General features: G+C 70.4%; 27 protein-coding genes. 23 read left to right on the plus strand and 4 right to left on the minus strand.

Annotated features, from left to right (window positions below; translation table 11 throughout):
- Nucleotides 1-111 precede the first annotated feature (111 nt).
- From AMA02S_RS29260 to AMA02S_RS29270, 3 genes are read left to right on the plus strand one after another with little or no spacing between them, the layout of a single operon-like run.
- A complete protein-coding gene (locus AMA02S_RS29260) occupies nucleotides 112-1,248 on the plus strand; it encodes a sugar ABC transporter substrate-binding protein (protein WP_084265720.1) in 1,137 nt (378 codons plus the stop codon).
- Nucleotides 1,245-2,843: a sugar ABC transporter ATP-binding protein gene (locus AMA02S_RS29265; protein WP_218005152.1), complete on the plus strand. Its 1,599-nt coding sequence runs from the start codon at nucleotides 1,245-1,247 to the stop codon at nucleotides 2,841-2,843. Before AMA02S_RS29260 ends, AMA02S_RS29265 begins: the two co-directional genes overlap by 4 nt.
- Entirely contained in the window at nucleotides 2,840-3,880 is a 1,041-nt protein-coding gene (locus AMA02S_RS29270; RefSeq protein WP_067464316.1) for an ABC transporter permease, read from the plus strand. The genes AMA02S_RS29265 and AMA02S_RS29270 overlap by 4 nt, the downstream gene beginning before the upstream one ends.
- 83 nt (nucleotides 3,881-3,963) lie before the next feature.
- On the opposite strand, the gene AMA02S_RS29275 is transcribed toward AMA02S_RS29270, so the two are convergent.
- Nucleotides 3,964-4,230, minus strand: coding sequence for a hypothetical protein (locus AMA02S_RS29275; protein ID WP_067464319.1), 267 nt, complete (start codon nucleotides 4,228-4,230; stop codon nucleotides 3,964-3,966).
- An 803-nt stretch (nucleotides 4,231-5,033) separates the two neighbouring features.
- Between AMA02S_RS29275 and AMA02S_RS29280 the strand changes: the two genes are divergently transcribed.
- Genes AMA02S_RS29280 through AMA02S_RS29300 form a run of 5 tightly spaced genes read left to right on the plus strand, consistent with a single transcriptional unit; the run spans nucleotide 5,034 to nucleotide 8,350 of the window.
- Nucleotides 5,034-5,822: a YbaB/EbfC family nucleoid-associated protein gene (locus AMA02S_RS29280; RefSeq protein ID WP_067464322.1), complete on the plus strand. Its 789-nt coding sequence runs from the start codon at nucleotides 5,034-5,036 to the stop codon at nucleotides 5,820-5,822.
- A gap of 22 nt (nucleotides 5,823-5,844) precedes the next feature.
- Nucleotides 5,845-6,168: a hypothetical protein gene (locus AMA02S_RS29285; RefSeq protein WP_067464325.1), complete on the plus strand. Its 324-nt coding sequence runs from the start codon at nucleotides 5,845-5,847 to the stop codon at nucleotides 6,166-6,168.
- A complete protein-coding gene (locus AMA02S_RS29290; protein ID WP_067464328.1) occupies nucleotides 6,168-6,662 on the plus strand; it encodes a WXG100-like domain-containing protein in 495 nt (164 codons plus the stop codon). The genes AMA02S_RS29285 and AMA02S_RS29290 overlap by 1 nt, the downstream gene beginning before the upstream one ends.
- Nucleotides 6,663-6,680: 18 nt before the next feature.
- Nucleotides 6,681-7,571 (plus strand): hypothetical protein, encoded by an 891-nt coding sequence (locus AMA02S_RS29295; RefSeq protein ID WP_067464331.1) that lies wholly within the window; start codon nucleotides 6,681-6,683, stop codon nucleotides 7,569-7,571.
- Complete coding sequence (locus AMA02S_RS29300; RefSeq protein WP_067464334.1) at nucleotides 7,568-8,350, plus strand: hypothetical protein; 783 nt, start codon at nucleotides 7,568-7,570, stop codon at nucleotides 8,348-8,350. Before AMA02S_RS29295 ends, AMA02S_RS29300 begins: the two co-directional genes overlap by 4 nt.
- Here the strand turns inward: AMA02S_RS29300 and AMA02S_RS29305 are convergent.
- Entirely contained in the window at nucleotides 8,344-9,294 is a 951-nt protein-coding gene (locus tag AMA02S_RS29305) for a TIGR03620 family F420-dependent LLM class oxidoreductase (RefSeq protein WP_067464337.1), read from the minus strand. The genes AMA02S_RS29300 and AMA02S_RS29305 overlap by 7 nt on opposite strands.
- A 72-nt stretch (nucleotides 9,295-9,366) precedes the next feature.
- On the opposite strand from AMA02S_RS29305, the gene AMA02S_RS29310 reads away from it, so the two are divergent.
- Entirely contained in the window at nucleotides 9,367-9,924 is a 558-nt protein-coding gene (locus tag AMA02S_RS29310) for a TetR/AcrR family transcriptional regulator (protein ID WP_157430895.1), read from the plus strand.
- A gap of 27 nt (nucleotides 9,925-9,951) precedes the next feature.
- Here the strand turns inward: AMA02S_RS29310 and AMA02S_RS29315 are convergent, their stop codons facing one another.
- Nucleotides 9,952-10,176 (minus strand): hypothetical protein, encoded by a 225-nt coding sequence (locus AMA02S_RS29315; RefSeq protein WP_067464342.1) that lies wholly within the window; start codon nucleotides 10,174-10,176, stop codon nucleotides 9,952-9,954.
- 308 nt (nucleotides 10,177-10,484) lie between these two features.
- On the opposite strand from AMA02S_RS29315, the gene AMA02S_RS29320 reads away from it, so the two are divergent.
- The 5 genes from AMA02S_RS29320 (at nucleotide 10,485) to AMA02S_RS29340 (ending at nucleotide 16,119) form a co-directional block, all read left to right on the plus strand.
- On the plus strand, nucleotides 10,485-11,171 hold the full coding sequence (locus AMA02S_RS29320; RefSeq protein ID WP_157430896.1) for a hypothetical protein: 687 nt from the start codon (nucleotides 10,485-10,487) through the stop codon (nucleotides 11,169-11,171).
- Between the two features lie 62 nt (nucleotides 11,172-11,233).
- Nucleotides 11,234-12,922: an MFS transporter gene (locus tag AMA02S_RS29325; RefSeq protein ID WP_084265721.1), complete on the plus strand. Its 1,689-nt coding sequence runs from the start codon at nucleotides 11,234-11,236 to the stop codon at nucleotides 12,920-12,922.
- A 28-nt stretch (nucleotides 12,923-12,950) separates the two neighbouring features.
- Nucleotides 12,951-13,202 carry a lipoyl domain-containing protein gene (locus AMA02S_RS29330; protein ID WP_067464348.1) on the plus strand — a complete coding sequence of 84 codons (252 nt, stop codon included), beginning with the start codon at nucleotides 12,951-12,953 and terminating at the stop codon, nucleotides 13,200-13,202.
- Nucleotides 13,199-15,166: an alpha-ketoacid dehydrogenase subunit alpha/beta gene (locus tag AMA02S_RS29335; protein WP_067464351.1), complete on the plus strand. Its 1,968-nt coding sequence runs from the start codon at nucleotides 13,199-13,201 to the stop codon at nucleotides 15,164-15,166. Before AMA02S_RS29330 ends, AMA02S_RS29335 begins: the two co-directional genes overlap by 4 nt.
- Nucleotides 15,163-16,119, plus strand: a complete 957-nt coding sequence (locus AMA02S_RS29340) for a dihydrodipicolinate synthase family protein (RefSeq protein ID WP_067464354.1) — start codon at nucleotides 15,163-15,165, stop codon at nucleotides 16,117-16,119. Before AMA02S_RS29335 ends, AMA02S_RS29340 begins: the two co-directional genes overlap by 4 nt.
- Here the strand turns inward: AMA02S_RS29340 and AMA02S_RS29345 are convergent.
- A complete protein-coding gene (locus tag AMA02S_RS29345) occupies nucleotides 16,056-16,964 on the minus strand; it encodes an alpha/beta fold hydrolase (protein ID WP_067464357.1) in 909 nt (302 codons plus the stop codon). The genes AMA02S_RS29340 and AMA02S_RS29345 overlap by 64 nt on opposite strands.
- Before the next feature lie 52 nt (nucleotides 16,965-17,016).
- Between AMA02S_RS29345 and AMA02S_RS29350 the strand changes: the two genes are divergently transcribed.
- The 9 genes from AMA02S_RS29350 to AMA02S_RS29390 all read left to right on the plus strand — a co-directional run bounded on the left by AMA02S_RS29350 (nucleotide 17,017) and on the right by AMA02S_RS29390 (nucleotide 24,564).
- Nucleotides 17,017-17,751, plus strand: a complete 735-nt coding sequence (locus AMA02S_RS29350) for a peptidase associated/transthyretin-like domain-containing protein (protein ID WP_157430897.1) — start codon at nucleotides 17,017-17,019, stop codon at nucleotides 17,749-17,751.
- A gap of 85 nt (nucleotides 17,752-17,836) precedes the next feature.
- Nucleotides 17,837-18,988: an acyl-CoA dehydrogenase family protein gene (locus tag AMA02S_RS29355; RefSeq protein WP_067464363.1), complete on the plus strand. Its 1,152-nt coding sequence runs from the start codon at nucleotides 17,837-17,839 to the stop codon at nucleotides 18,986-18,988.
- Nucleotides 18,988-20,523 (plus strand): AMP-binding protein, encoded by a 1,536-nt coding sequence (locus AMA02S_RS29360; RefSeq protein ID WP_067464366.1) that lies wholly within the window; start codon nucleotides 18,988-18,990, stop codon nucleotides 20,521-20,523. Before AMA02S_RS29355 ends, AMA02S_RS29360 begins: the two co-directional genes overlap by 1 nt.
- The gene (locus tag AMA02S_RS29365) at nucleotides 20,520-20,990 is read left to right on the plus strand and encodes an FAS1-like dehydratase domain-containing protein (RefSeq protein WP_067464369.1); all 471 of its coding nucleotides are present in this window, start codon (nucleotides 20,520-20,522) and stop codon (nucleotides 20,988-20,990) included. Before AMA02S_RS29360 ends, AMA02S_RS29365 begins: the two co-directional genes overlap by 4 nt.
- A gap of 4 nt (nucleotides 20,991-20,994) precedes the next feature.
- Nucleotides 20,995-21,435, plus strand: a complete 441-nt coding sequence (locus AMA02S_RS29370; RefSeq protein ID WP_067464372.1) for a hotdog family protein — start codon at nucleotides 20,995-20,997, stop codon at nucleotides 21,433-21,435.
- Nucleotides 21,432-22,550 carry a cupin domain-containing protein gene (locus tag AMA02S_RS29375; RefSeq protein WP_067464375.1) on the plus strand — a complete coding sequence of 373 codons (1,119 nt, stop codon included), beginning with the start codon at nucleotides 21,432-21,434 and terminating at the stop codon, nucleotides 22,548-22,550. Before AMA02S_RS29370 ends, AMA02S_RS29375 begins: the two co-directional genes overlap by 4 nt.
- On the plus strand, nucleotides 22,528-23,778 hold the full coding sequence (locus AMA02S_RS29380; RefSeq protein ID WP_067464378.1) for an NAD(P)/FAD-dependent oxidoreductase: 1,251 nt from the start codon (nucleotides 22,528-22,530) through the stop codon (nucleotides 23,776-23,778). Before AMA02S_RS29375 ends, AMA02S_RS29380 begins: the two co-directional genes overlap by 23 nt.
- Nucleotides 23,768-24,100, plus strand: a complete 333-nt coding sequence (locus AMA02S_RS29385; RefSeq protein ID WP_218005153.1) for a non-heme iron oxygenase ferredoxin subunit — start codon at nucleotides 23,768-23,770, stop codon at nucleotides 24,098-24,100. The genes AMA02S_RS29380 and AMA02S_RS29385 overlap by 11 nt, the downstream gene beginning before the upstream one ends.
- Complete coding sequence (locus AMA02S_RS29390; protein WP_067464381.1) at nucleotides 24,097-24,564, plus strand: aromatic-ring-hydroxylating dioxygenase subunit beta; 468 nt, start codon at nucleotides 24,097-24,099, stop codon at nucleotides 24,562-24,564. Before AMA02S_RS29385 ends, AMA02S_RS29390 begins: the two co-directional genes overlap by 4 nt.

Below are 24,564 nucleotides of genomic sequence, written 5' to 3' on the forward strand. Positions count from 1 at the left end.
CCGACCGGGCCGACCGGGCCCCTCGGGCACAGCCTCGGCTGGCCGGATCAGTCGGCGAACCAGCGAACGAGAACCCGCGCACCGCGCAGGTCAGATTGAGGAGACACGACAGTGGCAGGCTCACACCGCATCCAGGCGATGGCGGCGATAGGCGTTCTCATGCTCGCGCTCGGCGCCTGTGGATCGTCGGGCACATCGTCGTCCGGAAGCACCGCGGACACCACGAGTACGGCGCTCAAGGCGCTGACCGGAACCGAGACCTATGGGCAGCCACCGACGAAGGCGCCGGCGGTGGCGGCCGGCAAGAAGGTCTGGATCGTCTCCTGTGGCCAGAGCGCCATCGGCTGCCAGACCGGGGCCGAAGGCGCGAAGCAGGCGGCCGAGGCGCTCGGCTGGACCGCCCAGATCTGTGACGGCAAGCTCAACGCGGGCGGCGCGTTCGCCGGCTGCGTCCGCCAGGGGACCGCGGCGAAGGTCGACGCGATCATCACCGAGGCGATCGACTGCGTGGCCGTCAAGGAGCCGCTGAGCGAGGCGAAGGCCGCCAAGATCACCACGATCAACTTCTGGGGCTTCGACTGCGATACCGGTCAGAGCGCCACCGGCGAGCGGATGTTCACCGCGTCGGTCGTTCCCTCCAAGAGCCACGCGACCAACGAGGCGTATCAGGAGGCGATCGGGGAGGCTCGTGCCGAGTGGATCAAAGCGCGCTCCGGCGGCAAGGCGACCGTGATCGAGCTGGACTTCGTGGGGACCAACATCGGTGCCGCCCTGCACAAGGGATTCCAGCGGGGAATGAAGGGGTGCGCGGACTGCACCGTCAAGACCGTCGAGGTGACGCACCAGACCTTCGGCAACGCCCGGCAGATCATTGAATCGGCGCTGCTCAAGAACCCGCAGGCGAACTGGGTCGCGGTGCCGCTGGACTCGCTCGTGCTCGCGGGCGCCGGCCAGGCCGTCGCCGGCTCGCCGCGCCGGGCGGACCTGAAGCTGATCGGCGGCGAGGGGCTGCCGCCGAACCTCAACCTGATCCGCCAGAACCAGGGCCAGAGCGCGGCCGTCGGGCAGCCGATCGACTGGTACGGCTGGGCCTCGATCGACACGCTCGTCCGGGCCTTCGCCAAGGAGGCCCCGGCGCCGGCGGGCATGGGCTTCCAGATCATCGACGACAAGAACCTGCCGGGCGCCGGCGCGTACCAGGCCCCGGTCGACTTCAGGTCGGCCTATCGACGGGCGTGGGGACTGTGACCTCCCCGGACACCGGTGCGGCCACCGGCGCCGGCTCGGCGCCGGTGGCCGCACCACCGGCATCGCTCGCGGTGGCGCGGGTGAACAAGTCGTACGGGCCGGCGTCGGTGCTGCGTGGAGTGTCCTTCGAGCTCACTCGGGGGCACATCCACGCGCTCGCCGGCGGCAACGGCTCGGGTAAGTCGACCCTGATCAAGGTCCTCGCCGGGATCGAACGGGCCGACAGCGGCGTGCTCAGCCGTCCTGGCCGCTCCGAGGTCGAGTTGTCCGGGTTCACTCCGGTCCAGGCCCGGGAGGCCGGGCTGCGGTTCGTGCACCAGGACCTCGGACTCCTGCCCGACATGACCGTCGCCGAGAACGTCGCCTTCGCCCGAGGCTTTCCGAAGCGCGGTGGTCGCCGGATCGCGTGGCGGAGGCTGCACGACAGCACGCGGGCACTGCTCGCGCGCTTCGAGGTCGACGTCGATCCCGGCGCGACCGTGCGCACCCTCCGTCCCGCGGATCGCGCGATGGTCGCGATCGCGCGTGCGCTGGCCGATGACGACCCGGACCAGGTTCTGGTCCTGGACGAACCGACGGCCAGCCTCCCCCACCACGAGGTCGACATCCTCCTGGACGGGCTGTCCCGGCGTGCGAAGCAGGGACAGACCATCCTGTATGTCAGCCACCGGCTCGACGAGGTGCTGTCGGTGGCCGACTCGGTGACCGTCCTCCGCGACGGTGTGGTCGCGGCCACCCGCGGCACCCAAGGGCTGGACCAGCTCCAACTCGCCGAACTCATGGCCGGCCGTTCCCTGGGGACGCTCTATGGCGACGAGCGTCACCCGAGCTCGGCGGCCGAGCCGGAGCCGTCCGTCCGTCCGGCTCCCGTGCTCGAAGCACGAGGGCTGTCGGCCGGCCGGATCAGCAACATCGACCTGGACGTACGAGCCGGGGAGATCGTCGGCCTTGCCGGTCTCCTCGGGTCCGGCCGGTCGACGCTGCTGAGGACGATCTTCGGCGCCGTTCGCCCGACGTCCGGGACGTTGAAGCTCGAGGGTGAGGCGGTGACGTCGCCGTCGATCAAGACGGCCATGCGCCGCGGAGTCGCGCTCGTGCCCGAGGACCGGCTCGCCGATGCCCTCTTCCACGAGTCATCGGTCGCGCAGAACATCACCATCGCCACGCTGGCGCGCTACGTGCGCTGGCTGCGGCTCTCCCGCTCACGCGAGCGGGCCGTGGCCGCAGACATGATCGGCGACCTACAGATCAAGACGACCGGCCCGGACCAGACGGTGGCCCGCCTTTCGGGCGGCAACCAGCAGAAGGCCGTCGTCGCCCGCTGGCTCCAGCGCGCCCCTCGCGTCCTGCTCCTCGACGAACCGACCCAGGGCGTCGACGTCATGACCCGCGCCGACATCTACGAGCGCGTGCGCACGGTCGCCGCGACCGGCACGTCCGTGATCGTCGCCTCGTCCGATGTCGAAGAGCTGGCTCACCTCTGCGACCGGGTGGTGGTCCTCAGGGCGGGACGCGTGACCGCGGAGCTCTCCGGAACGGAGATCTCCGTTCGCGACATCGTCAAATACTCATATGCGGACAAGGAGGCATCATGAGCGGCACCCGCTTGCGTGAATCGACGCGGGAATCGGCATCGGATCAGCCGGTCGTCGCAAGGACCAGGCGCCTCAGCGCGTTCGGGGAACGATACGGACTCGTCTTCCTGCTCGCCGGGGTCATCGTGTTCTTCAGCGTGCTGCCCGCGAGTTCGGCGGCCTTCACCACCACCGCCAACATCCAGTCGGTACTCGCGAGCATCGCCGTCGTCTCGGTGCTCGCCATCGCCACGGTCTTTCCGCTCGCATGCGGGCAGTTCGACTTCTCGATCGCGGCCACGTCGCTGGTGTCGTCGATCGTCTGTGCCGCGATGATGGCTAACCACCAGGCCCCTCTGGTACTCGCGGTCCTGTGCGGCGTGGGTGCCGGCGTGCTGATCGGTCTGGTCAACGCCGTGCTCGTCGCCCTTCTGCGGCTCAACGCCTTCATCATCACGATCGGCACGGCCACGCTTCTCCCAGGACTGGTGCAGTGGTACACGCACGGCGTCGACCTGGTCCGCGACATCCCGCAGCCGCTGCGCGACTTCGGGTCGCTCACGTTGCTCGGGCTTCCCCGGGTCATCTGGCTGGTGGCGCTCATGACCGCCGTCTGCTGGTTCGTCCTGGCCCACACCGCCTTCGGCCGGCGGCTCTATGCGGTCGGGAGCAACGCGTCCGCCGCCCGGCTGGTCGGCATCCCCGTCACCGCGCTGACCTTCTGCGCGCTCGGGATCTCGGGTGGCCTCGCCGGCGTCGCGGGCGTGATCCTCACCGCCCGGAACGGTGGCGGGCTCGTCAACAGTGGCGTCGACCTCCTCTTTCCGGCGCTCGCCGCCGTCTTCCTGGGCGCCACGGCGATCGATCCGGGCCGCTACAACGTGCTGGGCGCGGTCGTCGGCACCCTGTTCGTCGCCGTGTCGGTCAGCGGCCTGACGCTCGCCGGCGCCGCGGAGTGGGTCCCCGCCGTGTTCAACGGCGCGGCACTGATCGTCGCGGTCGCCGTCTCGACACTGTTGGCGCGTCGGCGCGGTAGCTCTCCCGGAGGCGCCGGCTAGATCGCCGGCCGGACGTACGGCGGCCGGCGCGGGAACCGGTCAGCTGACCGACCCCGTGCTCTCCCACGACCGAAGGGATCCCTTCAAGGCAATCCAGCCTGGTCAAGTTCGTTCTTGAGAGCGGACTTGGCCTTGTGCCGAGCGCGTAGGGAGGCCAACTCGCGCCGGAAGCCGCCGTGCTCGCCGTCCCGCTCGACCAGTAGCCGTGCCTCGGCGAGCAGTCGCGCGGCCCGCGAGTACCCCTGCTTCTGCTTGCTCGTGATCTCCCGCTCCGCCAGCTCGACGAAGAGCGGGATCACGTCGGCGGGGTGGGAGATCGCGCGTTCCTTCGCCGCCTCCAGCAGTGGCACTCGATGGCCTCGCTCCCAGGACCGCCTCGGCCTTGGCGAACCGTTCTTCGAGATCCTCGTAGGAAGGGACGCACGCGACCTTGATCGCGCGCCCCACACGGTGGCGTAGGCCCTGAGCGTCGAGAACGTCATGCATATCGGCGCCGGCGGTCACCTCCAGCCGGGCGCGCACCATGGGGTGGATCTTGGCTGCGCACAACAGCTCTTCGACCAGCCACCCATGGTCCTGGCCCGCGAGAAAGGCGCGCAGCCGGGCATCGGTGATCTTCTCCGGCGGCTCGGGCGGAATCAGCGTTCCCGGCTGCGCCGGCCAGGCGAGGGCGACCGCCACGCAGTGCTTGCAGAACCTGTCGTCGGCTCCCTGGGGGCAGGTGCAGCCGCCGCTGACTCCCGTGCCGGTCAGGTAGAGATCCACCTCGTAGGAATTCGAACCGACGACCTTGGCGGTCGCGGTGGTCTCCGTGACCGACAGATCCTCGACCCGGCCCTGATCGAAGTAGGACTTCCCCCGGTCGAAGGTTCGCGAACCGGACGACTGGCGAATCTCAGAAGAGTCGCAAACGGCCACCGCATCCCGACCTTGTGGTGAGGCCGGACCCGCTAGTCGCGGCCAGCCCGTCCACCAGGAGCTTCGGCGCGTCGATAAACGAAGGCCATATTGCGATGATGTTCGAAATGTTTACCGAGTCAGGGAGCCGTGGATTATTCCTGGGTGTCCGGAGCCGGACGGTCGGGATGAAAGATCGTTCTCGCTGATAGCGTCGAAAGCCGCTGATCTCATTTTGCGAGGACCAGGCGGGGGCATGGACGATCAGATCAGTCGGGCACGCCAGAAGTTGGCGGCCCTGCGAGCCGATGGCGACAGCGGTGAGGCACCGGTCAGGGGCATCCCGCTCAGGGCGGTCGCCACTTCCGAGGACGAGCGCATCCGGGTGACCGCTGTGAATCGGCGAGTCGAGAACATCGAGTTGGACGCCCGGTTGCTGCGCTTGGAGCCGGCCGAACTGGCCGACCGCCTCGCCGCCGTGGTGAATGCCGCGTTGAAGCAGGGGCGTGCTCTATCGGCAAGGGCCGAGGACGTCCCGTACGTGGACATGGAATCGATCCGGCAGGAGCTCGATGGCGTCCTGGACGACGGTCTGATCGGCATGCAGCGGATGACGAGTTCGCTCGGGGAGGCCGTCGCCCAGATCAATCGGCGTGCCACAATGCGCGGTTCTTTCGAGCCGCCGGATCTGGAGACTTTGTTCGAGCAGACCCGGGCTGTAGTGGCCTCCGCTCACCGAGGGCAGGCCGACGAACGGGCCGAAGCGTCCGCGGTGAACGGCCGCGTGCACGCCGTCGCGTCCTGGGACGGCCAGGTCGTGCGGCTCGTCCTCGATCAGGGCCTCGGTCTCGTCGATGTCGCGGACGGGGTGTGCGCGGCTGTGAACGAGGCGCTCGCCGAGGCCGAGAGCCGCGCCCGTCGAGCCGCCCAGCCTTCGGCCGAGTTCGCCGATGGAGTTCGCGCCGTCCAGGAGACCGGGGTGACACTACTCCGCGAATATGCGGCGTCCCTGCAAAGCCTGATGAACAGCGCACAGCCGAAGTAAGTCTGCGACACCTGGAGATCTCATGGCACCCGAACTCAGGGTCGACCACCAGCAGATGTTGAAGACCGGCCGCCGCCTCGACGAGGCGGCCCAAGGGGTGCGGTCCCACTGGGAACAGTTCCGAGGCGAGTTGGACTCGTTCGGTCAGCCGTGGGGCCAGGACGACATCGGCTCGCTCATCGGTGGCTGCTATCAAGCCATCTTCGAGGTCTTCCAGGAGTGCTTGGGAGACAACGCCGACGCGGTCGGTGAATACGCCACGGGCGTCCAGGAGATGGCGCACGGTTACCGCGAGGCGGAGGACGTTTCGCATATCGAGGTCAACCGCGTCAAGGACTTCCTCTGATGGGCCTCCAGCTGCCCGGTGAATTGGCATCGCTGCTGTCGATGCTCGGCTTCACGTGGCCGGAGGCCGACGAGACCAAGCTGCTCGACATGGGCCAGGCATGGCTTCGTTTCGCCGGAACTCTCGGTGGACCGGTCGGAGATGCCCATGGGTACGCCCAGCTCGTCTGGACGGCCGCCCAGGCCGAGGGAGTCACCGCCTTCCAGGAGGCGTGGTCGGGCGCCGAGGCGCCGCGTGCCAACCTGGAGGACGCGCGCACCGCGGCCCAGCTCATGGGCGCGGGCCTGATCGTCTGCGCGGCGATCGTCCTGTATCTCAAGATCAACACGATCGTCCAGCTCGTGATCCTGGCCGTGGAGATCGCCCAGGCCATCGCCACGGCCCCCGCGACGTTCGGGGCGTCTCTCGCCGAGATTCCGATCTTCAAGGAGATCACCGGCTTCATCGTCGACCAGCTCATCGACCTGGCACTGAACGCGATTCTCAACGACTAGGACACCGGGAGGTCGGCCGTGGGGGCCAAGCGGGGCGGCGGCAGGGGGACGGGCGAGGTCGGTGGTGTCATCGGCCGTGCGGCCGTGCGATTTCTCCGTCGCCCGCGCAGGCGCGGCGGTCCCTTTCCACGGGGTTCTCGCCGCAACAACCTCGGCGGTGCGGCGCCCAAGCCGCGGCACAGCCCCCGTGACATCCAGAACAGATGGGGCATCCGGCGCAAGGACCAGAAGAAGTTCCAGGAGTACGCCGAACGCAAGAAGCTCCAGATCGACGTCCGTCCGGTGAACCCCGAATCGCTGAAACATCTCCGGCATGGAAACGCGATTCCCAAGCCGCAGTTCGTCAAGTCGAAGACCATCAACAAATACGATGTGATGCTCAAGCAGGATCTCAAGGGCAAGGAAGGCCAGGTGGGGTACTTCAAGCCCGATCCGCCTCCCAAGACCAAGCCGGACGGGATGTCCGACAAGGACTGGGAGGGGCTCAACGACCGCTACCGGCAACGGCACGAGGAGTACTACGACCAGCAGGGCGCGATGGAAGAATACGGGCAGAAAGGAAAACTGGAGGTCGGCGACGATGGCGTGGTGCGCGGTACCGATCCCAAGGACGGGCAGCCCAAACCGTTCGCCGGAGACAACGATCTCTATGACATCCGTCATCATCCGAGCGGTGAGCAGCTGACACCCAACGAGTACAAACAGACGATCCGCGAGATGATGGACAACGACATGGGCGTCAACCATGGCGCGCACAAGTACTGGGTGCCGGAGAACGAGGTCAACCAGGGCATCCGCGACAGGATCGAATACAATCACTCACCGGCCAATCCGAACATGGAGCCTGTCGTGCGTTTCACCCCGAACCAGCCGGTGTCCGTGGTCGGCGGAGACGGAGTACCGATATGAGCGGTCCCCTGGACGCCGAAGGGCTGGCCATCCGAGCCGAGTTGCTCGACGTCGGCAACCACTGGAAGGAACAGATCGAGCGGCTCGCCGAGGACGACGCCGAGTCGGACGACCTGGACCGTGCGCTCGCCGAAGCCCGGGAGCACCGCAATGATCTGACGAACCGTTACAGCGAGTGGCTCCCGGAGATTCCTCTCACCCGCGACCCGCACACCGGAGCCGCGGTCGAGCTGCCGATGGACCCAGTCGACCTCGACGGTTGGTTCTGGAACTACGAGGCACCCGTCCGCCGTCATCCGGCCAAGCTCCCCCGAACCTGGCTCACCCTGACCGGCGCGATGCGGATCACCACGCCCGTGACGTACGCGCCGTTCTTGTGCAAGCCCGGCCCCGGTGCCCCGTACGTCGTCCCGCGCATCCTGGAATCCCCTGATGTCCGCGCTGTCATTTCGCAGACAATGGTCGGCCGCCACACCGGCTGGTCCATCGCCTACTTCGGCCCCCGGCCGGACGTGCGGTTGGAGAACATCTGGGGCACCAAGGAATACGACGTCTACGATGAGGCGGGGGAGTGGAAGGGCTGGTCGCAGAACGTTCCCTGGCCCGCGGATTGGGACTTCGACCTCGAACCCTGGCTTGCGTCCGGACGCCTGCTGTGGATTGCCCCCGACGATCCCACGCTTAGTCTCCGAGAAGGGCCGGCGTCCTGCCCGTATGTCGGCATCACGGGTCCGCACGACCTCGCCTACATCAGAAAGGGCACCCTCGCCTATCATTGAATAGGGTGACGGGATGATGTGCTGGTTCGCTGTCGTAGGGCGGTGAGCTTCGCCAGCTCGCGCCATTCGGCTATTGGCGCGGTGGTCGGCTGGGTGGTGAGAACCTGTAGGCAGACATGATCGGCACCGGCGTCGAAGTGGGCCTGTACACGCTCGGCGATGGCGTCGAGCGCTGTGCGTCCACCTCCCGCCACCAGCGCGTCGACGACGCGGTCGTCCGGGCTGCCGGACAGCTCGTCATCGGTATAGCCGAAACGCAGCATGTCCTTGACGTGCGCGCCGCCGAGCGCGAGGTATTTGCCGACATGGGCGCGTGCCAGGTCACGGGCCGCGCCGGGGTCGGGATCGAGGACGACCGCCTGCTCGACGGCCAGCAGCGCGTCAGGGCCGAGCCGGGCGCGGGCGTCTTCGGTGTGGGCGACCGGCACGAGGTAGGGAAGCGCGCCGCTGGTCCTTTCGGCGGCCAGGTTCAGCATCTTCGGTCCGAGTGCGCCGAGGACCCGGGGGTTGGAGACGGCCGGGGGAGGGCTCTGTAGAGGCACCGCGTCCATCGCGTCGAGGTAGGCGCCCATCGTCGAGACGGGACGTCCGGCGGAGGGGACGCGATGCCCCAGGTAGGTCAGCGGCCGGTCATCGACCCGATGTCCGCCGAGGCCGAGGACGAACCGGCCGGGATACGCCTCGGCGAGGGAGCGTTCCGCGGCGGCCATGGCGATGGGGTCGCGGAAGAAGATGTTGGCGATCCCGGTGCCGACCACGAGATCGTTCGTTGCGGCGAGGAGGATCCCCGCCTGCGTCAGCACGTTGCGTCCGAACTCCTCGCCGATCCATAGGGCGCCGAAGCCGAGCCCTTCGATCTCGGCCGCCAGTTCGCGTACCCGCGTGGCGGGTTGTGCGTCCAGGGCCAGGGTCCACAGGCCAAGGTGGCCAACTGCTGTCTCCATCCGTCCTCCTGTAGGATGAGAACCTCTCACTTAAGCAATAGTGAGAGGCTATCACCTTAAGGAGGGGGCCCTGTGCCGCGAGCCAGAGCGATGCGTGCCGATGCGCGCCATAACCGCGAGCAGCTCCTCCGGGTGGCGGACGCGACCTTCCGCGAACAGGGAGTGCAAGCCTCGCTGGCGGAGATCGCACGTACCTGCGGGATCGCCATCGGTACCGTCTATCGGCACTTCCCGACCCGCGAGGCCCTCCTCCAGGCGTTGATCCACGATCAGGTCACGAGCCTGCGGGAGAACGCGGAGCGGCTCGCCGACTCCGACGCGCCGCACGAGGCGCTCATCGAGTGGTTGCAGGAGTTCGGCCGGTGCGCGTCGGCCTACCGGGGCCTCGCGGAATCGATCCTGGCCGCGGCCGCGGTGGAGGAATCGGACCTGAACGCCGGCGTCGAAAGCATGCGCGCCGCCGCCGGTGTGCTCCTGGTCCGAGCGCAGAAGGCCGGCGCCATCCGGTCCGATGTCACCCCCGCCGAGGTGTTCGCCCTGGCCTGCGGGGCGGGCGCCGCGAGCCCTTACGCCACCGCCGATCCCGATCGTCTCCTGCGACTGGTGGTCGAGGGGCTCGCGCCACGGTGATGGGCCCGGGCGAAGGCGGAGCGCGCCTCAGGTGCGGCCGTCAGGGCCCGTTGTCGCGCGGGAGGAGGGCCGGAGCCGTAGCCGAGCTGCTCCTGTAGCCCCGCCCACCGACTCGTGGGGCATCGCCGGGTCGTGCTCGACGTAGTCCGCGGTGCACAGTTCGCCGTACTCGTGCACGCGGTCCCCGCCGCGGTCCTCCTCAAGGAAGCGGCGGGTCGTGGCCTTGTGGCCGGTGGGCTGGTCCAGCACCATGTCGCCTCCCCGGGGCGCGTTGGGCCGGTGTTCTCGCCTGCATGCCCGGCTGCCGGTCGGCGTAATCCCATGCTCTGGCACAGCGGTTGGCCTGCGACCGAGCAATCGATCCGTCGTCGGACCGTCGCCGGAACAGGCCGGTGGCCAGCGACGACGGGGTGATCGGGGATGATGTGATCTCTTGTGATCGATCGTTCGATCGGCTAGTCTGCCCGCAGTTGACCGACGTGGCGGCGAGCTTGGAGGCGGCGATGAAGTCCGGAGAGTCAGCGGCGCGGAACTGGAGCCCTTTCCTCAGCATGGTCGGAATGACCACGGCGGCAGGGGCGACGCCGGAGGACATCGCACGGTTCCACGGCTTCTACGACGAGGTGCACGTCAAGGAGGTGCTGGCGGCCAACCCCGGATTCGGGGTGCCGCTGCGCTACGAGCTCGATCATGAGCCCGACCCCGTGACGCCCCGGTGGCTCGCGCTCTATCCGATCGAGGAGGAACGGCAGGTCGACGGCTATCTGGAGCGGCAGCGCGACCCCGGCCTCAACGCCCGCACCTACACTGCGGGCCCCGAGGTCTGGAGCTCCGCGAGCTTCGTGTGGCGCGTGCTGTGGCGGAGGGTCACGGCCTCGGCGCCGCTGGCCGGCCCGGTCACCGGCCTGCTGGTCGCCGGGGTGGACCCGCCGTCCGATGCCACCGACACCGAGCTGGCCGAGTTCACCGACTTCTACGACACCGGCCATATCCCCGACATCCTCCAGCATGGCGGCTACCGCAGCTACGCCCGGTACGAGAGGGTCGCCGACCTCCCCAGCGCCTTCGGCGACTACCCGCGCTTCTGCTCGCTCTACACCACCGACGTCCCGCGCGACGAGGCCGACCCCGAGTCCGCCCTCGCGAAGGCGGGCCGGGCCGGGCTGCTGTCCCGCGGCCCCGAGGTGTGGCAGCGCCGCACCACACGGTGGCGGCTGTGGTTCACCCCTCTCTCCAGCGCCGGCTGACGAAACGGCGCTGCGACGACGAACACCGATCGGGGGCCATCCGCACTACCTGGAGGACCGTCATGAGTACCACCCCGCAACCCCCGATCCAACAGGTGCCGGAGAGCGAGACCCCGAGCGCCGCGCTCACGACGGGAACGCTCGTCGGAGCGACCCTCGCCGGCCTGGTGGGGCAGCTCGCCCTCGCCGTGCCCGGCGTCCTCAACGGCCTGTTCCAGGCCGATCTCGGCCCGTCCTCCTCCCAGCTGACCTGGATCTCGGCGGCATTCCTCGTACCGGTGACCCTGCTGGAGCTCACGTTCGGCGTACTGGGCGACCTGTTCGGTCGCAAGCGGCTGCTGATGATCGGTGCGGCCGTCACGGCGCTGGGCGAGTTCGTCTCCGTCCTCACGCCGGGCACGGGAACCTCCACCGGCGGCCGGGTCGCGGTCCTGTGGGTCGGGCAGGCGCTCGCGGGCATCGGTGCCGCGATGCTGTTCCCTACCGCCCTGGCCATGGTCGCCGCGGGCACGTTCACCGCCCGGGAACGAGCCCGCGGCCTCGCCATCTGGGGCGTCGCGGTGCCGCTCGGAGGCACCGTGGCGGTGCTGCTCGGCGGCGCCGTCAGCAAGCTGAAGTTCAACGGGAGCGAGACGGCGAGCTGGCGGTGGACGCTGCTGATCGTGCTGGGAGTGGCGCTGGTCAGCTTCGTCTTCACGGCGCTCTACACCACCGACTCGTCGGCTCCGGAAGGGCGCTCGCTCGACGCCCCCGGCCAGGTGACGATCGCGGTTGCCCTGTTCGCGCTGCTGTTCGCCGTGGTCCAGAGCCCGTCCGACGGATGGGGCGACCCGCTTATCCTGAGCGCGCTGGTCGTCTCCGTGGTGTTCTTCGTCCTGTTCGTCGTCGCCGAGACCCGGTCCACCGCGCCGCTGCTGCAACTGCGGCTGTTCCACGACCGCAACTTCGCGATCGTGTCGATCATCACGGTCGTCGCGATGTTCGCCCAGCTCGGCACCGGCTACGCCGTCAGCATCCGGATGGCGGTCATCCAGGGGCACTCACCGCTGGACGTCGCGATCGGCATGCTGCCGCTGACCGCGGGGGCGGTCGTCATGCTCCCCTTCAACGCGTGGATGCTGCGCCGCTACCCGGCCAAGTGGCTGCTGGTACTCGGCACCTTCCTGCTGGCCGTCGGCGCGTTCTGGGCGGCGACGATCTCGGCGACGCACACCTCGACCGCCAGCGTGGCCCTGCCGATGCTGGCGAGCGGCTTCGGTTTCGGGATATCGGTGACGGCGGCCACGGCCGTGGCGGTCAACTCCGTGCCCCCGCACCTCGCGGGCATGGCGAGCGGGACGACCAGCATGCTGCGCGACTTCGGGTTCACGCTCGGGCCGACCGTGCTCGCCGCGATCGCGCTCTCCCGCGCCGAATCCGCCATCCGCGAGAAGGTCGCCGCGAGCCCGGCCCTCCAGAGCGCGCTCGCGGCGTTCAACGCCTCCGCGGACAAGGTCCCGCCGGGACGGCAGGCCGCGGTCGAGGGCGCTATCGAGGGCGTGAACTCCGGGCCGCTGGGCGCGGTCTCGGTGCCCGCGACGGTGCCGGGCCCGAATGGATCCCCGGTCCCGTTCAATCCGCTGAAGGGCGTGGCGTTCGACTCGCTCGATCACTCCTACTCTCTGGCCTTCGTCATCTGCGGGGTCTGCGCGCTGGCGTCGACGCTGCTGGGCGCGGCCTTCCTCCCCCGGACCACACCGGATCCACGCTAACCGAACGTTCGATATAGAAGGGTGTCAAATGGAGTCCGCACTCGTGCCCCTCGTGGTGCCCCAGCTCGGGACCGCCATGGACGAGGTCGCCGTGTCCCGGTGGCTGGTCCAGGTCGGCGACGCCGTACGGCGCGGTGACCCCGTGGTCGAGATCGAGGCCGCCAAGGCCACCAGCGAGCTGGAGGCGCCGGTCGACGGTGTCGTCACGGCGATCCACGTCGCGGAGGACGCCGAGATCGAGGTCGGCCAGCTCCTCGCGGAATTCGAGGACCGGTCATGAGCGGCGAACCGGTGACCCGGCTGTACCGGACGATGGCCCTGATCCGAGGCTTTGAGACCACCGCCGCCCGCCTGCTGCGCGCCGGCGAGCTCAGCGGGAACCTGCACCTGTCGCTCGGGCAGGAGGCCGTGGCGGCGGGGGTGTGCGATGTGCTCGCCCCGGCCGACACCATCACCACGACGCACCGCGGCCACGGTCACTGCCTGGCCAAGGGCGGGGACCCGCGGCGGATGTTCGCCGAGCTCACCGGCCGGGTCACCGGCTACTGCAAGGGCCGGGCGGGCTCCATGCACATCGCGGACCCGGGGAGCGGCATCCTCGGCGCCACGGCGATCGTCGGCGGCGGACTGCCGATCGCCGTCGGCGCGGCATGGTCGGCACAGGTACGTGGCAGCGACGACGTGGCGGTCGCCTTCTTCGGCGACGGCGCGGTGGCCGAGGGCACGTTCCACGAGTCGCTGAACCTCGCCGCGCTGTGGCGGCTGCCCGTGGTCTTCGTCTGCGAGAACAACCAGTACGCGGAGCTGACGCCGACGGACCTGCACCTGGCCGCCGAGCCGTACCGGCTGGCGGAGCCGTACGGCATCCCCGGGGTGCGCGTCGACGGCAACGACGCGCTCGCGGTGCGCGCCGCCGCCGAGACGGCCGTCGAGCGTGCGCGGAGCGGCGCGGGGCCCACCCTGCTGGAGTGCGTCACCTACCGGACGAGCGGGCACTACGAGGGCGATCCGCAGCGGTACCGCGACCGCGCCGAGGTCGAGCAGTGGAAGCGGCGCGATCCGCTCGACCGGCTGCGCCCGGCGCTGCCGGAGGGGCTGGCCGCGGAGATCGACGCGGACACGCTGACATCGCTGGAGGCCGCGGCCGCCGCCGCGCTCCGCGACCCCGAGGCGACCCCCGGCGACCTGTTGGACGACGTCTACGGCGAGCCACAGGAGCCGGTCCCCGCCGTCACGGGGCCCGGCCGGACGATCAAGTACCGCGAGGCCGTCGCCGAGGCGCTCGGCGAGGAGATGGAGCGCGATCCCGCCGTCGTGGTCTTCGGCGAGGACGTCGCACGCGCCGGCGGCACCTTCCTGGCCACGAAGGGGTTGCTGGACCGCTTCGGCGAGTCCCGGGTGCGCGACACTCCGATCAGCGAGGGCGCACTGATCGGAGCGGCCGTCGGTGCCGCCATGACGGGCCTGCGCCCGGTCGTGGAGATCATGTTCGCGGACTTCCTCACCCTCGCCGCCGACCAGCTCGTCAACCACGCCGCCAAGATGCGCTCGGTCTCCGGGGGCGAGTTCTCCGTGCCGATGGTGGTGCGGGTGATCGGGGCGGCCGGCAAGGCCGCGGGGCCCCAGCACGGGCAGAGCCTGGAGGGCTGGCTCGCACACGTGCCCGGCCTGAAGGTCGTGACGGCCAGCAGCCCCGCCGACCTGAAGGGCCTGCTGAAGTCGGCGATCCGCGACCCCGATCCGGTGATCGTGCTGGAGAGCCTCGCGCTGTGGGGGGTCAAGGGAGAGGTTCCGGGTGGCGATCACCTGGTGCCCATCGGGCGCGCCGCGGTGACCCGTCCGGGCACCGACGTCGCGCTCGTGGCCTGGGGCGGCGCCCACGCCCGGGCCATGGAGGCCGCGCGGTTGCTCGACCTTGAGGGCATCGACGCCGAGGTCGTCGACCTGCGGAGCCTGATGCCGCTGGACCGCGAGACCGTCCTTGCCGCGCTGCGCCGCACCGGCCGGCTGGTGGTCGTGCACGACGCCGTCGCCCCCTACGGCCCGGGAGCGGAGATCGCGGCCCTGGCCGCCGAGTCGGGGTTCGCCTGGCTCAAGGCGCCCGTCCGCCGCGTCGCCCCGCCGTTCACGCACATTCCCCTGCCCGAACCGCTACAGCGGGCGTACTACCCCGGGGCCGACGAGATCGCCGCGGCGGCGCGCGAACTGCTGACGGCACCGGCGCAGGTGGCGGCCCACCGATGATCACAGCCACCGATCTGGCCGGCGTGATCGGCATCGTGCCCACGCCGGCCACCCCGGACGCCGAGCGCTGGGACGCCGAGCACACGGTCAACCTGCCCGAGACCGAGCGCATGGTCCGCACGGTGATCGGTGACGGCATCACGACGCTCATGACCACCGGCACCTTCGGCGAGTGCGCGACCCTCACGGCCGGGGAACTCCAGGAGTTCGTGGACTGTGTCGTGGCGGCGGCCGGCGACGGGGTCCCGGTGTTCGCCGGGATCACCACGCTCAACACCCGCGACACGATCCACCGCGGCCGCGCCCTCGTCCAGGCCGGGGCCACGGGCCTCTTCGTCGGCCGGCCGATGTGGCTGGCGATGGACGACGCGGCGATCGTCCGCTACTACCGGGACATCGCCGAGGCACTGCCCGGCGTCCCGCTGGTCGTCTACGACAACCCGCCCGCGTTCAAGGGCAAGATCTCGGCCGAGGCGTACGAGCGGCTCGCCGACATTCCCGAGGTCATCGCCGCCAAGCACACCGGCGGGCCGGCGCTGGAGCGCGACCTCGTGGCGGTCGCTGGACGCCTGTGCGTGCTCCCCAACGCCCCGGACTGGTATCCCGTCGCACGTGAACATCCCGATCTGGCGCGCGCCTGCTGGTCGGGGGCGGTGGCCTGCGCGCCGGCGGCGATGGCCGCGCTGGAGACGGCCGTCCTCGGCCGGGACTGGGACCGGGCCGAGGAGGTCTCGCGGCGTGTCGGCTGGGCGGAGGCGCCGATGTTCGCGGGCGGCGGGCTGGCCGAGTTCGTCAACTACAGCATCCAGCTCGGACACGTCCGCTTCCAGCACGCCGGGCTGGTGGACATCGGGCCCTGCAGACCGCCGTACCTGGAGGCCCCGGCGGGCTATGTCGCAGGCTCGGTCGAGTGCGGACGGCGCTGGGCCGCGTTGCAGCGCGAGTTCGGCTGATCCCGGTGCCGGTCGAGGAATTCCAGGACCGCTTCGTTGAACAGCCGCGGGAACTCCCAGAAGCCCACGTGCCCGGCCTCCGGCAGGACGACCAGCTCCGCCCGCGCGATGTGCCGGGCGAGCTCCCGCGCCTTCGGCGGTGGCTGGTAGGGATCGGCCCCTCCGGCGACCACCAGCGTGGGCACCGACAGCTCGGCCAGTGCCGCGACGGTGCCGGCGCTGGTGAGCGGCTGCGGGACGGCCGGGCGGGGGAGCGAGGTGAGCTCCGCATAGCGCCGGGTTCCGGCCGGATCGGCCGCCCGGTAGACCGGGCCGAGCTCCTGAACCGCGGCGGGCAGGTCGTCCCAGCCGGGCGGAAGGGTGCCCGCCCCGCGGATCCCCGCCAGACTGGAGGCCAGGGTCATCGTCGCGACCCTGGCGGGAAAGCGCAGCGCGTAGTCCACGGCGTACGCGCCGCCCAGCGCGGCGCCGACGAGGTGCAGCCGCTCCAGCCCGAGCTCGACGCGCAGCGCCTCCAGGTCGTCGGCGCCGGAAGGCGCCGTGGCAGCCGTGTTCTCCGTGTTCTCCGTGTGCTGTGTGTCAGCCACGGACCGCGGTGTCGTCTCGGACGGCCAGTGCCCGCGCCGGGAGTAGGAGACGGTCCGGTAGCCGCGCGCGGCGAACTTGGCGTGCTGGTGCGCCCAGACGGCCCCGTTCCCGGTATGCGGATGGAGAAGGACAACCGTGGGGCCGGGCCGCCGTGTGTCCCAGTAGGTCAGCCTGGCATCCGGCACGGGAAGGTCCGCGCGCACGCCGGAGAACACCGGCTCGGGTACGTGTGTGACCGTATCGCTGGTCGGGGGCATCGTCCGAGACTAGCATACCAAGCGAACGTTCGATCTATTTCGGGAGGTCATCGTGGAACGAGAGGTCGCTGTGGCGCAGGAGGACGAGATCGCGGCGGTGCTGCTGGGCCGGTCGCCGCGTACCGGGCCGACTCCCGGGGCCATCGACGGGCCTTACTGGTTCGACGTCGACCTCCTGCGCACCGACCTGCGGGAGGACCGGCCCGGCCTGGAGACCCGCCTCGTGCTGCGCGTGCTCGAAATACGCGACGGCGAGGCCGTCCCGGTCCACAACGCGGTGGTCGAGGTCTGGCACTGTGACGCCTTCGGCGTCTACTCCGGCTTCGAGGAGATCTCCCGCATGGAGATACCCATTCCGATGGGGGACGACGGGCTCCCGGTCGGACCAATGCCAGGCGGGGACGCCGGCCCGTCGGACGGTTCGTACAGCCACGGCGAACCGGAGTCCAAGCGTACGGACGACGCCACCTATCTGCGTGGTGCCCAACCCACCGACAGTGCGGGGATCGCCCGTTTCACCACGATCTACCCCGGCTGGTACGTGAGCCGCACGTCGCACGTCCACGTCAAGGTCTACCGGGAGCGCCGCAACGTGCTCACCGCCCAGCTCTACCTCGACGACGAGCTCAGCGACGAGATCCATACGACCGTGGCGCCCTATACCGAGCACGTCGTCCGGGACACCCGCAACGAGACCGACTTCCTCTTCACCCCGGAGTGCCGGCTGGTGGCCGAGCGTCATGGCGACCGGGTGATCGCGGCGATCGACCTCATCGTCGGCCCCTGAGGTCGTCCTCGGATGTTGACCAGCACGAATAACAGGTTCTACACTCAGATCGAACGATCGATCGGTTAGCTAGCCGAGGAGGACCATGGACTTCGCAGTTCCGGCGGAGCTTCGCGAGCTCGTCGACCGCACCCGGCGGTTCCGGCTCGAGGAGCTGGCACCGCTGGAGGCGGCTTTCCTGGAGGCGGGCACGCTCGACAACGCGAGCCGGCGCGACCTCCAGGAAAGCGCCAGGAAGCGCGGCCTGTGGGGCGTGGACGTCGCGCCGGAGTTCGGCGGGCTCGGCCACGGCCACCTCGGGCTGTGCCTGACGATCGAGGAGCTCTACCGCTCCCCGCTGCGGCTGGAGTTCGGCGGCAGCCCGGAGCCGTGCCTGTTCCTGGCCGACGACGACCAGCGCGAACGCTTTCTCCGCCCCGTCCTCGATGGCGCCAAGCAGAGCTGCTTCGCCTTCAGTGAACCGCAGGCGGGCTCGGACTTCGGCCACCTGGAGACGGTGATCGACGACCCGGGTGGCGACTTCGTCCGTGTCACCGGGCGCAAGATGTTCATCGGGCTCGCCGACGTCGCCGACTTCGTGATCCTGTTCGCGACCACCGACCCGGCGGCCGGCGCGCACGGGGTCACGTGCCTGCTGGTCGAGAGCGGGTCGCCCGGCTACGAGATCGTCCGTCCGATGCCGACCATGGGCGACGACTGGCTGCCGTTCGAGCTGGCCTTCCATGACTGCGCGGTGCCGATGAAAAACATCCTCGGCGGGTGGAACGCGGGTTTCGCGGTGGCCGCCGGGCAGCTCACGCACGGGCGGCTCAAGATCGCCGCGATCGCGCTCGGGATCGCCCAGCGGGCCCTCGACGAGGCGGTCGCGTGGGCGAAGGAGCGCACCACCTGGGGCAAGCCGATCGCCACCCGGCAGGGCGTGCAGTGGATGCTCGCCGACTCGCTGGTCGAGCTGGAGGCGGCCCGGCTGCTGGTCCACCGGGCGGCCTGGCTCGCCGACACCGGGCAGCCGATCCAGAACGAGGCGTTCATGGCCAAGCTGGCCGCGACCGAGATGGCCAACCGGGTCACCGACCGGTGCCTTCAGGTCCTCGGCGGCCGCGGCTACCTGCTCGACTCGCCCGTCCAGAGCCTCTACCGGCAGGCCAGGCTGTGGCGGATCGGGCATGGCACCTCCGAGATCCACCGCTGGATGATCGCGCGCAACATGCTCGGTCTCAGCGCCCGGGACGACTGATGCTGGACATGCTCGGCCACCGGACCCTCACCGACCTGCTTGCGGAGCGGGTGGCACGGTATCCGGACAAGCCATGGCTGATCTGCGAGAACGACGTCGGTGAGGTCACCCGGTACTCCTACGCGCGGTTCGCCGAGGAGACCCGCGCCGTGGCCGGAGGGCTGCGCGACCTCGGGATCGTCGCCGGCGACCGGGTCGCGCTGGCGCTCGGCAACTCGCCGGAGTTCGTCGTCGCCTACTTCGCGGTGATCAGGATCGGGGCCGTCGTGGTCCCGTGCAACGTCCGCGACCATCCCGCCGAGATCGCGTACGTGATCGAGCGGGCGGGTGCCCGGCTGCTGATCGGCAGCGACGCCATGCTCGAACGCCTCGCGGACGTCCTGCCCGGCACCGACCAGCTCCTGCGTGTCGGCCGCTGGGCCTGGGACGGGCTTCGCACGGCGAAACCCTGGGACGGACGAGCAGAGGCCGGTGACGAGGATCCGGTACAGATCCTCTTCACCTCCGGCACCACGTCCCGCCCGAAGGGCGTGCTGATCACCCACGCCAACTGCATCTTCGCCGGCGAGATGGTGGTCCGCTCCTACCTGCTCGACGACACCGACCGCCTGCTGACAGCGCTGCCGCTGTACCACCTCAACGCGCAGGCGCTGTCGATGCTGGCGGCGCTGACCGCCGGCGGGACGCTGATCGTGCTGGAGAGCTATCACGCGTCGGCGTTCTGGGCGCGGATCCGCGAGTACGACGCGACCCAGACGAGCCTGGTGGGAATGCTCGTGCGGACCTTGCTCGCCCAGCCGCCCGCCGCGACGGACCGGCGGCACCGGCTGCGCCGGGTCCCCTTCGCGCTCAACGTCACCGATGAGGAGCGCGCGGCGTTCGAGGAGCGCTTCGCGGTCGAGCTGATCAACGGCTACGGGCTCTCGGAGGCCGTGGCGGGGGTGTCGGTGTGCCCGGTCAGCGGGCCCAAGCGCTGGCCGTCCATCGGGCTCCCCGCGATGGAGCGCCGCGTCCGGCTGGTCCGCGACGACGGCGAGGAGGCGGGCCCCGGCGAGGTCGGGGAGATCGAGGTGCACGGTGTCCCCGGCCGCACGCTCATGCTGGGCTATTACCTCGATCCCGGGGCCACCGCGGCGGCGATGAGCGACGGATGGCTGCGCACCGGCGACTACGCGACGGCCGACGCCGCGGGCTATCTCTACTTCTTCGACCGGAAGAAGGACGTCATCAAGCGGGCGGGGGAGAGCATCTCGGCCAGCGAGGTGGAGGCGGTCCTCGCCGGGCATCCGCAGGTCGCGCGGGCCGCCGTCGTCGGCGTGCCCGATCCGATCCGCGACGAGGCGGTGATGGCGGTGCTCGAACCGGTGCCCGGCGCCGCGCCGGACGAGGCCGAACTGCTCGCCTACTGCCGGCAGCGGCTCGCCTCCTACAAGGTGCCCTCGATCGTCGAGTTCCGCGCGGAGTTGCCGCTGACCACGGTCGGCAAGATCGACAAGCGGCTGCTGCGCGCCGATGCCAGGAAGAGGCCATCGTGACCGACCTCACCGCGGCCTACGAGCGACTACGCGCCATGATCGGCACCTCCGGGCCGCCCACCAGCGGACGCGTGGACCGGCGTGACTTCGTACGGTTCGCGCTCGCAGCCGACGACCCGAATCCCATCCGTCAGGACATCGCGCCGCCGATCTTCGTGTCCTCCGTCCAGGAGTGGGGGACCGGAAAGCCGATGGCGGCGCTGCGCGCGGACGGCACCGGCAGCGAACGGACGGGCTGGCTGCCGCTCGACGGGCTTCGGCTCATGGGCGGCGGCCAGGATCTCGACCTGCACGAGCCGGTCCTCGACGGCACCGAGCTGACGATCTCCTGCACGCTGGAGGACGTCTCCCTCAAGCAGGGCCGTTCCGGCGCATTCCTGTTGTTGTCGCTGGTCACGACCTATCGCAAGCCGGACGGCACCGCCGTGGTGACGTGCCGGGAGACTCCGATCGCGAGGGCGGCGTGACACCGTGGACATCCCCCCTGAGCTCACCGAGATCGCGCCCGTCGAACGGGTGGCGACCCATCTCCAGGCATTCCTGTTCAGCGCGGCGACCTGGAACCCCCACCGCATCCACTACGACCGCGACTACGCCAGGAGTGAGGGCCACCCCGACATCCTGGTCCAGGCCCATCTGCACGCCTGCTTCCTGAGCCAGGCCCTGCTCAGCACCGTCGGCGACGAGGCCCGGCTGGTGCGCTTCGGCTGGCGGAACCGGGCCATCGCCTGCCCCGGCCAGCGGCTGCTGATCAGCGGCCGGGCCGTCGCGGCGGAGCCGGCCGACGCGGGCCTGCGCATCGACTACGAGCTGGAGGAACGTCACGAGTCCGGTGACGTCGCCGTGGTCGCCTGGGCCGGCGTCGTCGTCCCCTGGCCGTCGGACGAAGCCGATGAGAGGAGAACGTCATGAACGTCGCGCAGAAGCGCCGCGCCACGGTGCCCGAGCACGTCAGGAAGGCCATGGCCGCCGCGCACGTCGTACCGCTGTGGGAGAGCCCGACCGCCCACCAGACCGACCGGGCGGGCGAGCAGGCCCACCTGTGGCCGTGGCGCGAGCTCGCCCCGGTGCTCGCGGAGGTGGCGGCGATCGCCTCCCCCGAGGTCGTCGAGCGGCGGGTGCTGTCCCTGGTCAACCCGAAGTCCACCAGCCCCGAGGACGAGGCGACCACGGGCCTGGTCAGCGCCACGCTACAGATGTTGCTGCCGGGCGAGCGGGCACGTCCGCACCGCCACTCGATGAACGCGCTGCGCTTCGTCCTGGAGGCGTCGGGAGCGGCCACCATCGTCGACGGCAAGGTCTGCCCGATGGAGCGCGGCGACCTCATCATCACGCCGGCCTGGTGCTGGCACGAGCACGTCTCCGACGGGACGAGGCGGTCTCCTGTGGGAGGGCGACCCCCCACGCCCCCCGGAACGGCTCGGACGGTGTGGGTGGACGTCCTCGACGTCGCGCTGCACCTGGCGCTCGGTACCGACGAGTTCCAGCCCGGCCCGATCGTCGGGGCTCCCACGCACCCGGCCGACGCGGCGTACGCCGTCGCGAACGTCGCGCCCTGCCAGGAGGATCTCGCCGAGGCGGCCGCGCGGCCGCACTCCCCGGTCTTCCGCTACCCGCTGGGCGACGTCGTGCGGGCGCTGGAGCACGCGCCCGCGGCCCCCGACGGGTCGCGGCGGGTCCGGTACGTCAACCCGCTGACGGGCGGCCCGACGATGTCGATGCTGGACTGCACGATGCTCCAGGTCGACTCCGAGGAGCTCACGGTCCCGATCCAGTCGACCGCCAGCACCGTCTGCGTCCCGATCGAGGGCTCCGGGGAGTCGGTCATCGGCGGGCGCCGCATCTCCTGGACGGCCAACGACGTGTTCACGATCCCGTCCCGGTCGCCCGCCGCGCACCGCGCGACCGGCGGCCCGGCGCGCATCTTCCAGGTCAGCAACCGCGAGGTCTACGAGCGGCTGGGGCTGCTGAGCGAGTCGCAGGGCGAGCCCGCGAGCGGGTCACATGGCGAGCTCGGCGGGCGCTGAGGAGCGGCTCGTCGTGGTGGGGGCCGGCCAGGCCGGCGGCTGGGTCGCGGTGAGCCTGCGCGAGCACGGCTACCGCGGGACCATCACGCTGATCGGCGACGAGGCGTACCCACCCTACGAGCGGCCCCCGCTGTCCAAGGAGTTCCTGTCCGAGCCGGTGCCGGCGGAGCGGATGGCCATCAAGGCGGCGTCGTTCTACCAGGACGCCGGCATCGAGTTGCGGCTCGGCCAGCAGGTCACCCGGCTCGACCGGCATCGGCGCACCCTGTCGCTGCGCGGCGGCGGCGAGACCCGCTACGACCGGCTGGTCCTCACGACGGGTGCGCGGCCGCGCCGGCTGTCGGTGCCGGGCGGGGCCGCCGAGCGCGTGCTCTACCTGCGCGGCATCCCCGACGCCGAACGGTTGCGCGACGCCCTGGCGGACGGCCGGCGGCTGATCGTCGTCGGTGGCGGCCTGATCGGCATGGAGGTCGCGGCCGCGGCCGCCCGGCGGGGCCTGGAAGTGACCGTGCTGGAACAGGCCGCACGGCTCATGGAACGCGTCCTGCCGGCTCAGATCAGCGACCATCTCGCGCAGGTGCACACCGCCCACGGTGTCCACCTGCGGGTCGGGGCCGAGATCCGGCGAATCGAGACGGGCCCCCGCGACGTCCGCGTCCACCTCGGGGACGGAAGCGTCGCCACCGCCGACCACATCGTCGCGGGTATCGGGGCCGTGCCCAACGACGAACTGGCCGCGGCGGCCGGCATCGCGGTCGGGGACGGCGTCCTCGTGGACGAGTTCGGCGCCACCAGCGACCCCCACGTGTACGCCGCAGGCGACGTGGCCCGGTTCCACCATCCGCCACTCGGGCGCGGGATCCGTCTCGAGTCGTGGCACAACGCCCAGAACCAGGCGATCGCGGTCGGTCGCGGCATCGCCGGCGACCGGCGGCCCTACGACGAGGTGCCGTGGTTCTGGAGCGACCAGTACGACGTCAACGTGCAGATCGCCGGTGCGGCGCAGGGGTGGCCCGACCCGGTGTGCCGCCGGGACCCGCGGGGGCGCGGCTTCACCGTCCTGGCACTGCGCGATGGCGTGCCGGTCGCCGCGGCGACCGTGGACCAGCCCCGGGAGATGCGCGCCGCCCGGACGCTCCTCGCCCGCGGCCGGCCGATCGACCGCGCTGCCCTGGCCGACCCGGCGGTTCCCCTGGCGGCGCTGGTGAGGAGTGACCGTGACCGATGATCTGGGCCCCGTCGTCGCGCGCAGCGACCAGATCGCCGACGGCGAGATGCTCGACGTCCAGGTGGAGGGCCTCGACATAGCGATCTACCGCGTCGACGGCCGGCTCTACGCCACCACGAACGTCTGCACGCATGGCCGGGCGATGCTGACCGACGGCTGGCTTGAGGACGGCGTCATCGAGTGCCCCCTGCACGGCGGCCGGTTCGAGGTGCGTAGCGGATCCTGCCTCGGCCCGCCGGTCGACGAGCCGTTGACGACCTATCCGGTGACCGAGCACGACGGCGAGATCCGCGTGACGACGAGGACGGAGGCCCAACCATGATCGACACCCGGCATGAGGTGCAGGATCTCTACGCCCGCTACTGCGAGTGCATCTGCGACGACGCGCTGGAGGACTGGCCCGGGTTCTTCGTCGAGGAGTGCCTCTACCGCATCGTGCCCCGCATCAACAACGACCGTGGGCTCCCGGTGTCGCTGGTCCTGGCCGAGAGCAGGGGCGGCATCGTCGACCGGTTGACCGCGATCCGGAACACGATGGTGTTCGCCCCCCGGTACATCTCGCACACGGTGACCTCGGTCCGCGTCACCGGGCAGGAGGGCGACGATCTCATCACCCGCAGCATGCTCACCGTGCACCAGACGATGAGCGACCAGCCCACCGAGCTCCTGCTGACCGCGCGCACCTTCGACCGGCTCAGACACGACGACGGGACGCTGCGTTTCGCCGAGCGGGTCGTGGTCTGCGACACCGAGTCCCTGCCCAGCACGATCATCTACCCGCTCTAG

Origin of the sequence: Actinomadura macra NBRC 14102 (assembly GCF_001552215.1) — a bacterium.
In the GTDB taxonomy this organism is placed as follows: Bacteria; Actinomycetota; Actinomycetes; order Streptosporangiales; family Streptosporangiaceae; genus Spirillospora; species Spirillospora macra.

What these genes read in the sequence shown, in the direction of transcription:
- AMA02S_RS29270 (WP_067464316.1), top strand. Translation starts at nt 2,840, where the DNA reads ATGAGCGGCACCCGCTTGCGTGAATCGACGCGGGAATCGGCATCGGAT.
- AMA02S_RS29280 (WP_067464322.1), top strand. Translation starts at nt 5,034, where the DNA reads ATGGACGATCAGATCAGTCGGGCACGCCAGAAGTTGGCGGCCCTGCGA.
- AMA02S_RS29285 (WP_067464325.1), top strand. Translation starts at nt 5,845, where the DNA reads ATGGCACCCGAACTCAGGGTCGACCACCAGCAGATGTTGAAGACCGGC.
- AMA02S_RS29290 (WP_067464328.1), top strand. Translation starts at nt 6,168, where the DNA reads ATGGGCCTCCAGCTGCCCGGTGAATTGGCATCGCTGCTGTCGATGCTC.
- AMA02S_RS29300 (WP_067464334.1), top strand. Translation starts at nt 7,568, where the DNA reads ATGAGCGGTCCCCTGGACGCCGAAGGGCTGGCCATCCGAGCCGAGTTG.
- AMA02S_RS29305 (WP_067464337.1), bottom strand. Translation starts at nt 9,294, where the DNA reads ATGGAGACAGCAGTTGGCCACCTTGGCCTGTGGACCCTGGCCCTGGAC.
- AMA02S_RS29315 (WP_067464342.1), bottom strand. Translation starts at nt 10,176, where the DNA reads ATGGTGCTGGACCAGCCCACCGGCCACAAGGCCACGACCCGCCGCTTC.
- AMA02S_RS29320 (WP_157430896.1), top strand. Translation starts at nt 10,485, where the DNA reads ATGACCACGGCGGCAGGGGCGACGCCGGAGGACATCGCACGGTTCCAC.
- AMA02S_RS29325 (WP_084265721.1), top strand. Translation starts at nt 11,234, where the DNA reads ATGAGTACCACCCCGCAACCCCCGATCCAACAGGTGCCGGAGAGCGAG.
- AMA02S_RS29330 (WP_067464348.1), top strand. Translation starts at nt 12,951, where the DNA reads ATGGAGTCCGCACTCGTGCCCCTCGTGGTGCCCCAGCTCGGGACCGCC.
- AMA02S_RS29335 (WP_067464351.1), top strand. Translation starts at nt 13,199, where the DNA reads ATGAGCGGCGAACCGGTGACCCGGCTGTACCGGACGATGGCCCTGATC.
- AMA02S_RS29340 (WP_067464354.1), top strand. Translation starts at nt 15,163, where the DNA reads ATGATCACAGCCACCGATCTGGCCGGCGTGATCGGCATCGTGCCCACG.
- AMA02S_RS29345 (WP_067464357.1), bottom strand. Translation starts at nt 16,964, where the DNA reads ATGCCCCCGACCAGCGATACGGTCACACACGTACCCGAGCCGGTGTTC.
- AMA02S_RS29355 (WP_067464363.1), top strand. Translation starts at nt 17,837, where the DNA reads ATGGACTTCGCAGTTCCGGCGGAGCTTCGCGAGCTCGTCGACCGCACC.
- AMA02S_RS29360 (WP_067464366.1), top strand. Translation starts at nt 18,988, where the DNA reads ATGCTGGACATGCTCGGCCACCGGACCCTCACCGACCTGCTTGCGGAG.
- AMA02S_RS29375 (WP_067464375.1), top strand. Translation starts at nt 21,432, where the DNA reads ATGAACGTCGCGCAGAAGCGCCGCGCCACGGTGCCCGAGCACGTCAGG.
- AMA02S_RS29380 (WP_067464378.1), top strand. Translation starts at nt 22,528, where the DNA reads ATGGCGAGCTCGGCGGGCGCTGAGGAGCGGCTCGTCGTGGTGGGGGCC.
- AMA02S_RS29390 (WP_067464381.1), top strand. Translation starts at nt 24,097, where the DNA reads ATGATCGACACCCGGCATGAGGTGCAGGATCTCTACGCCCGCTACTGC.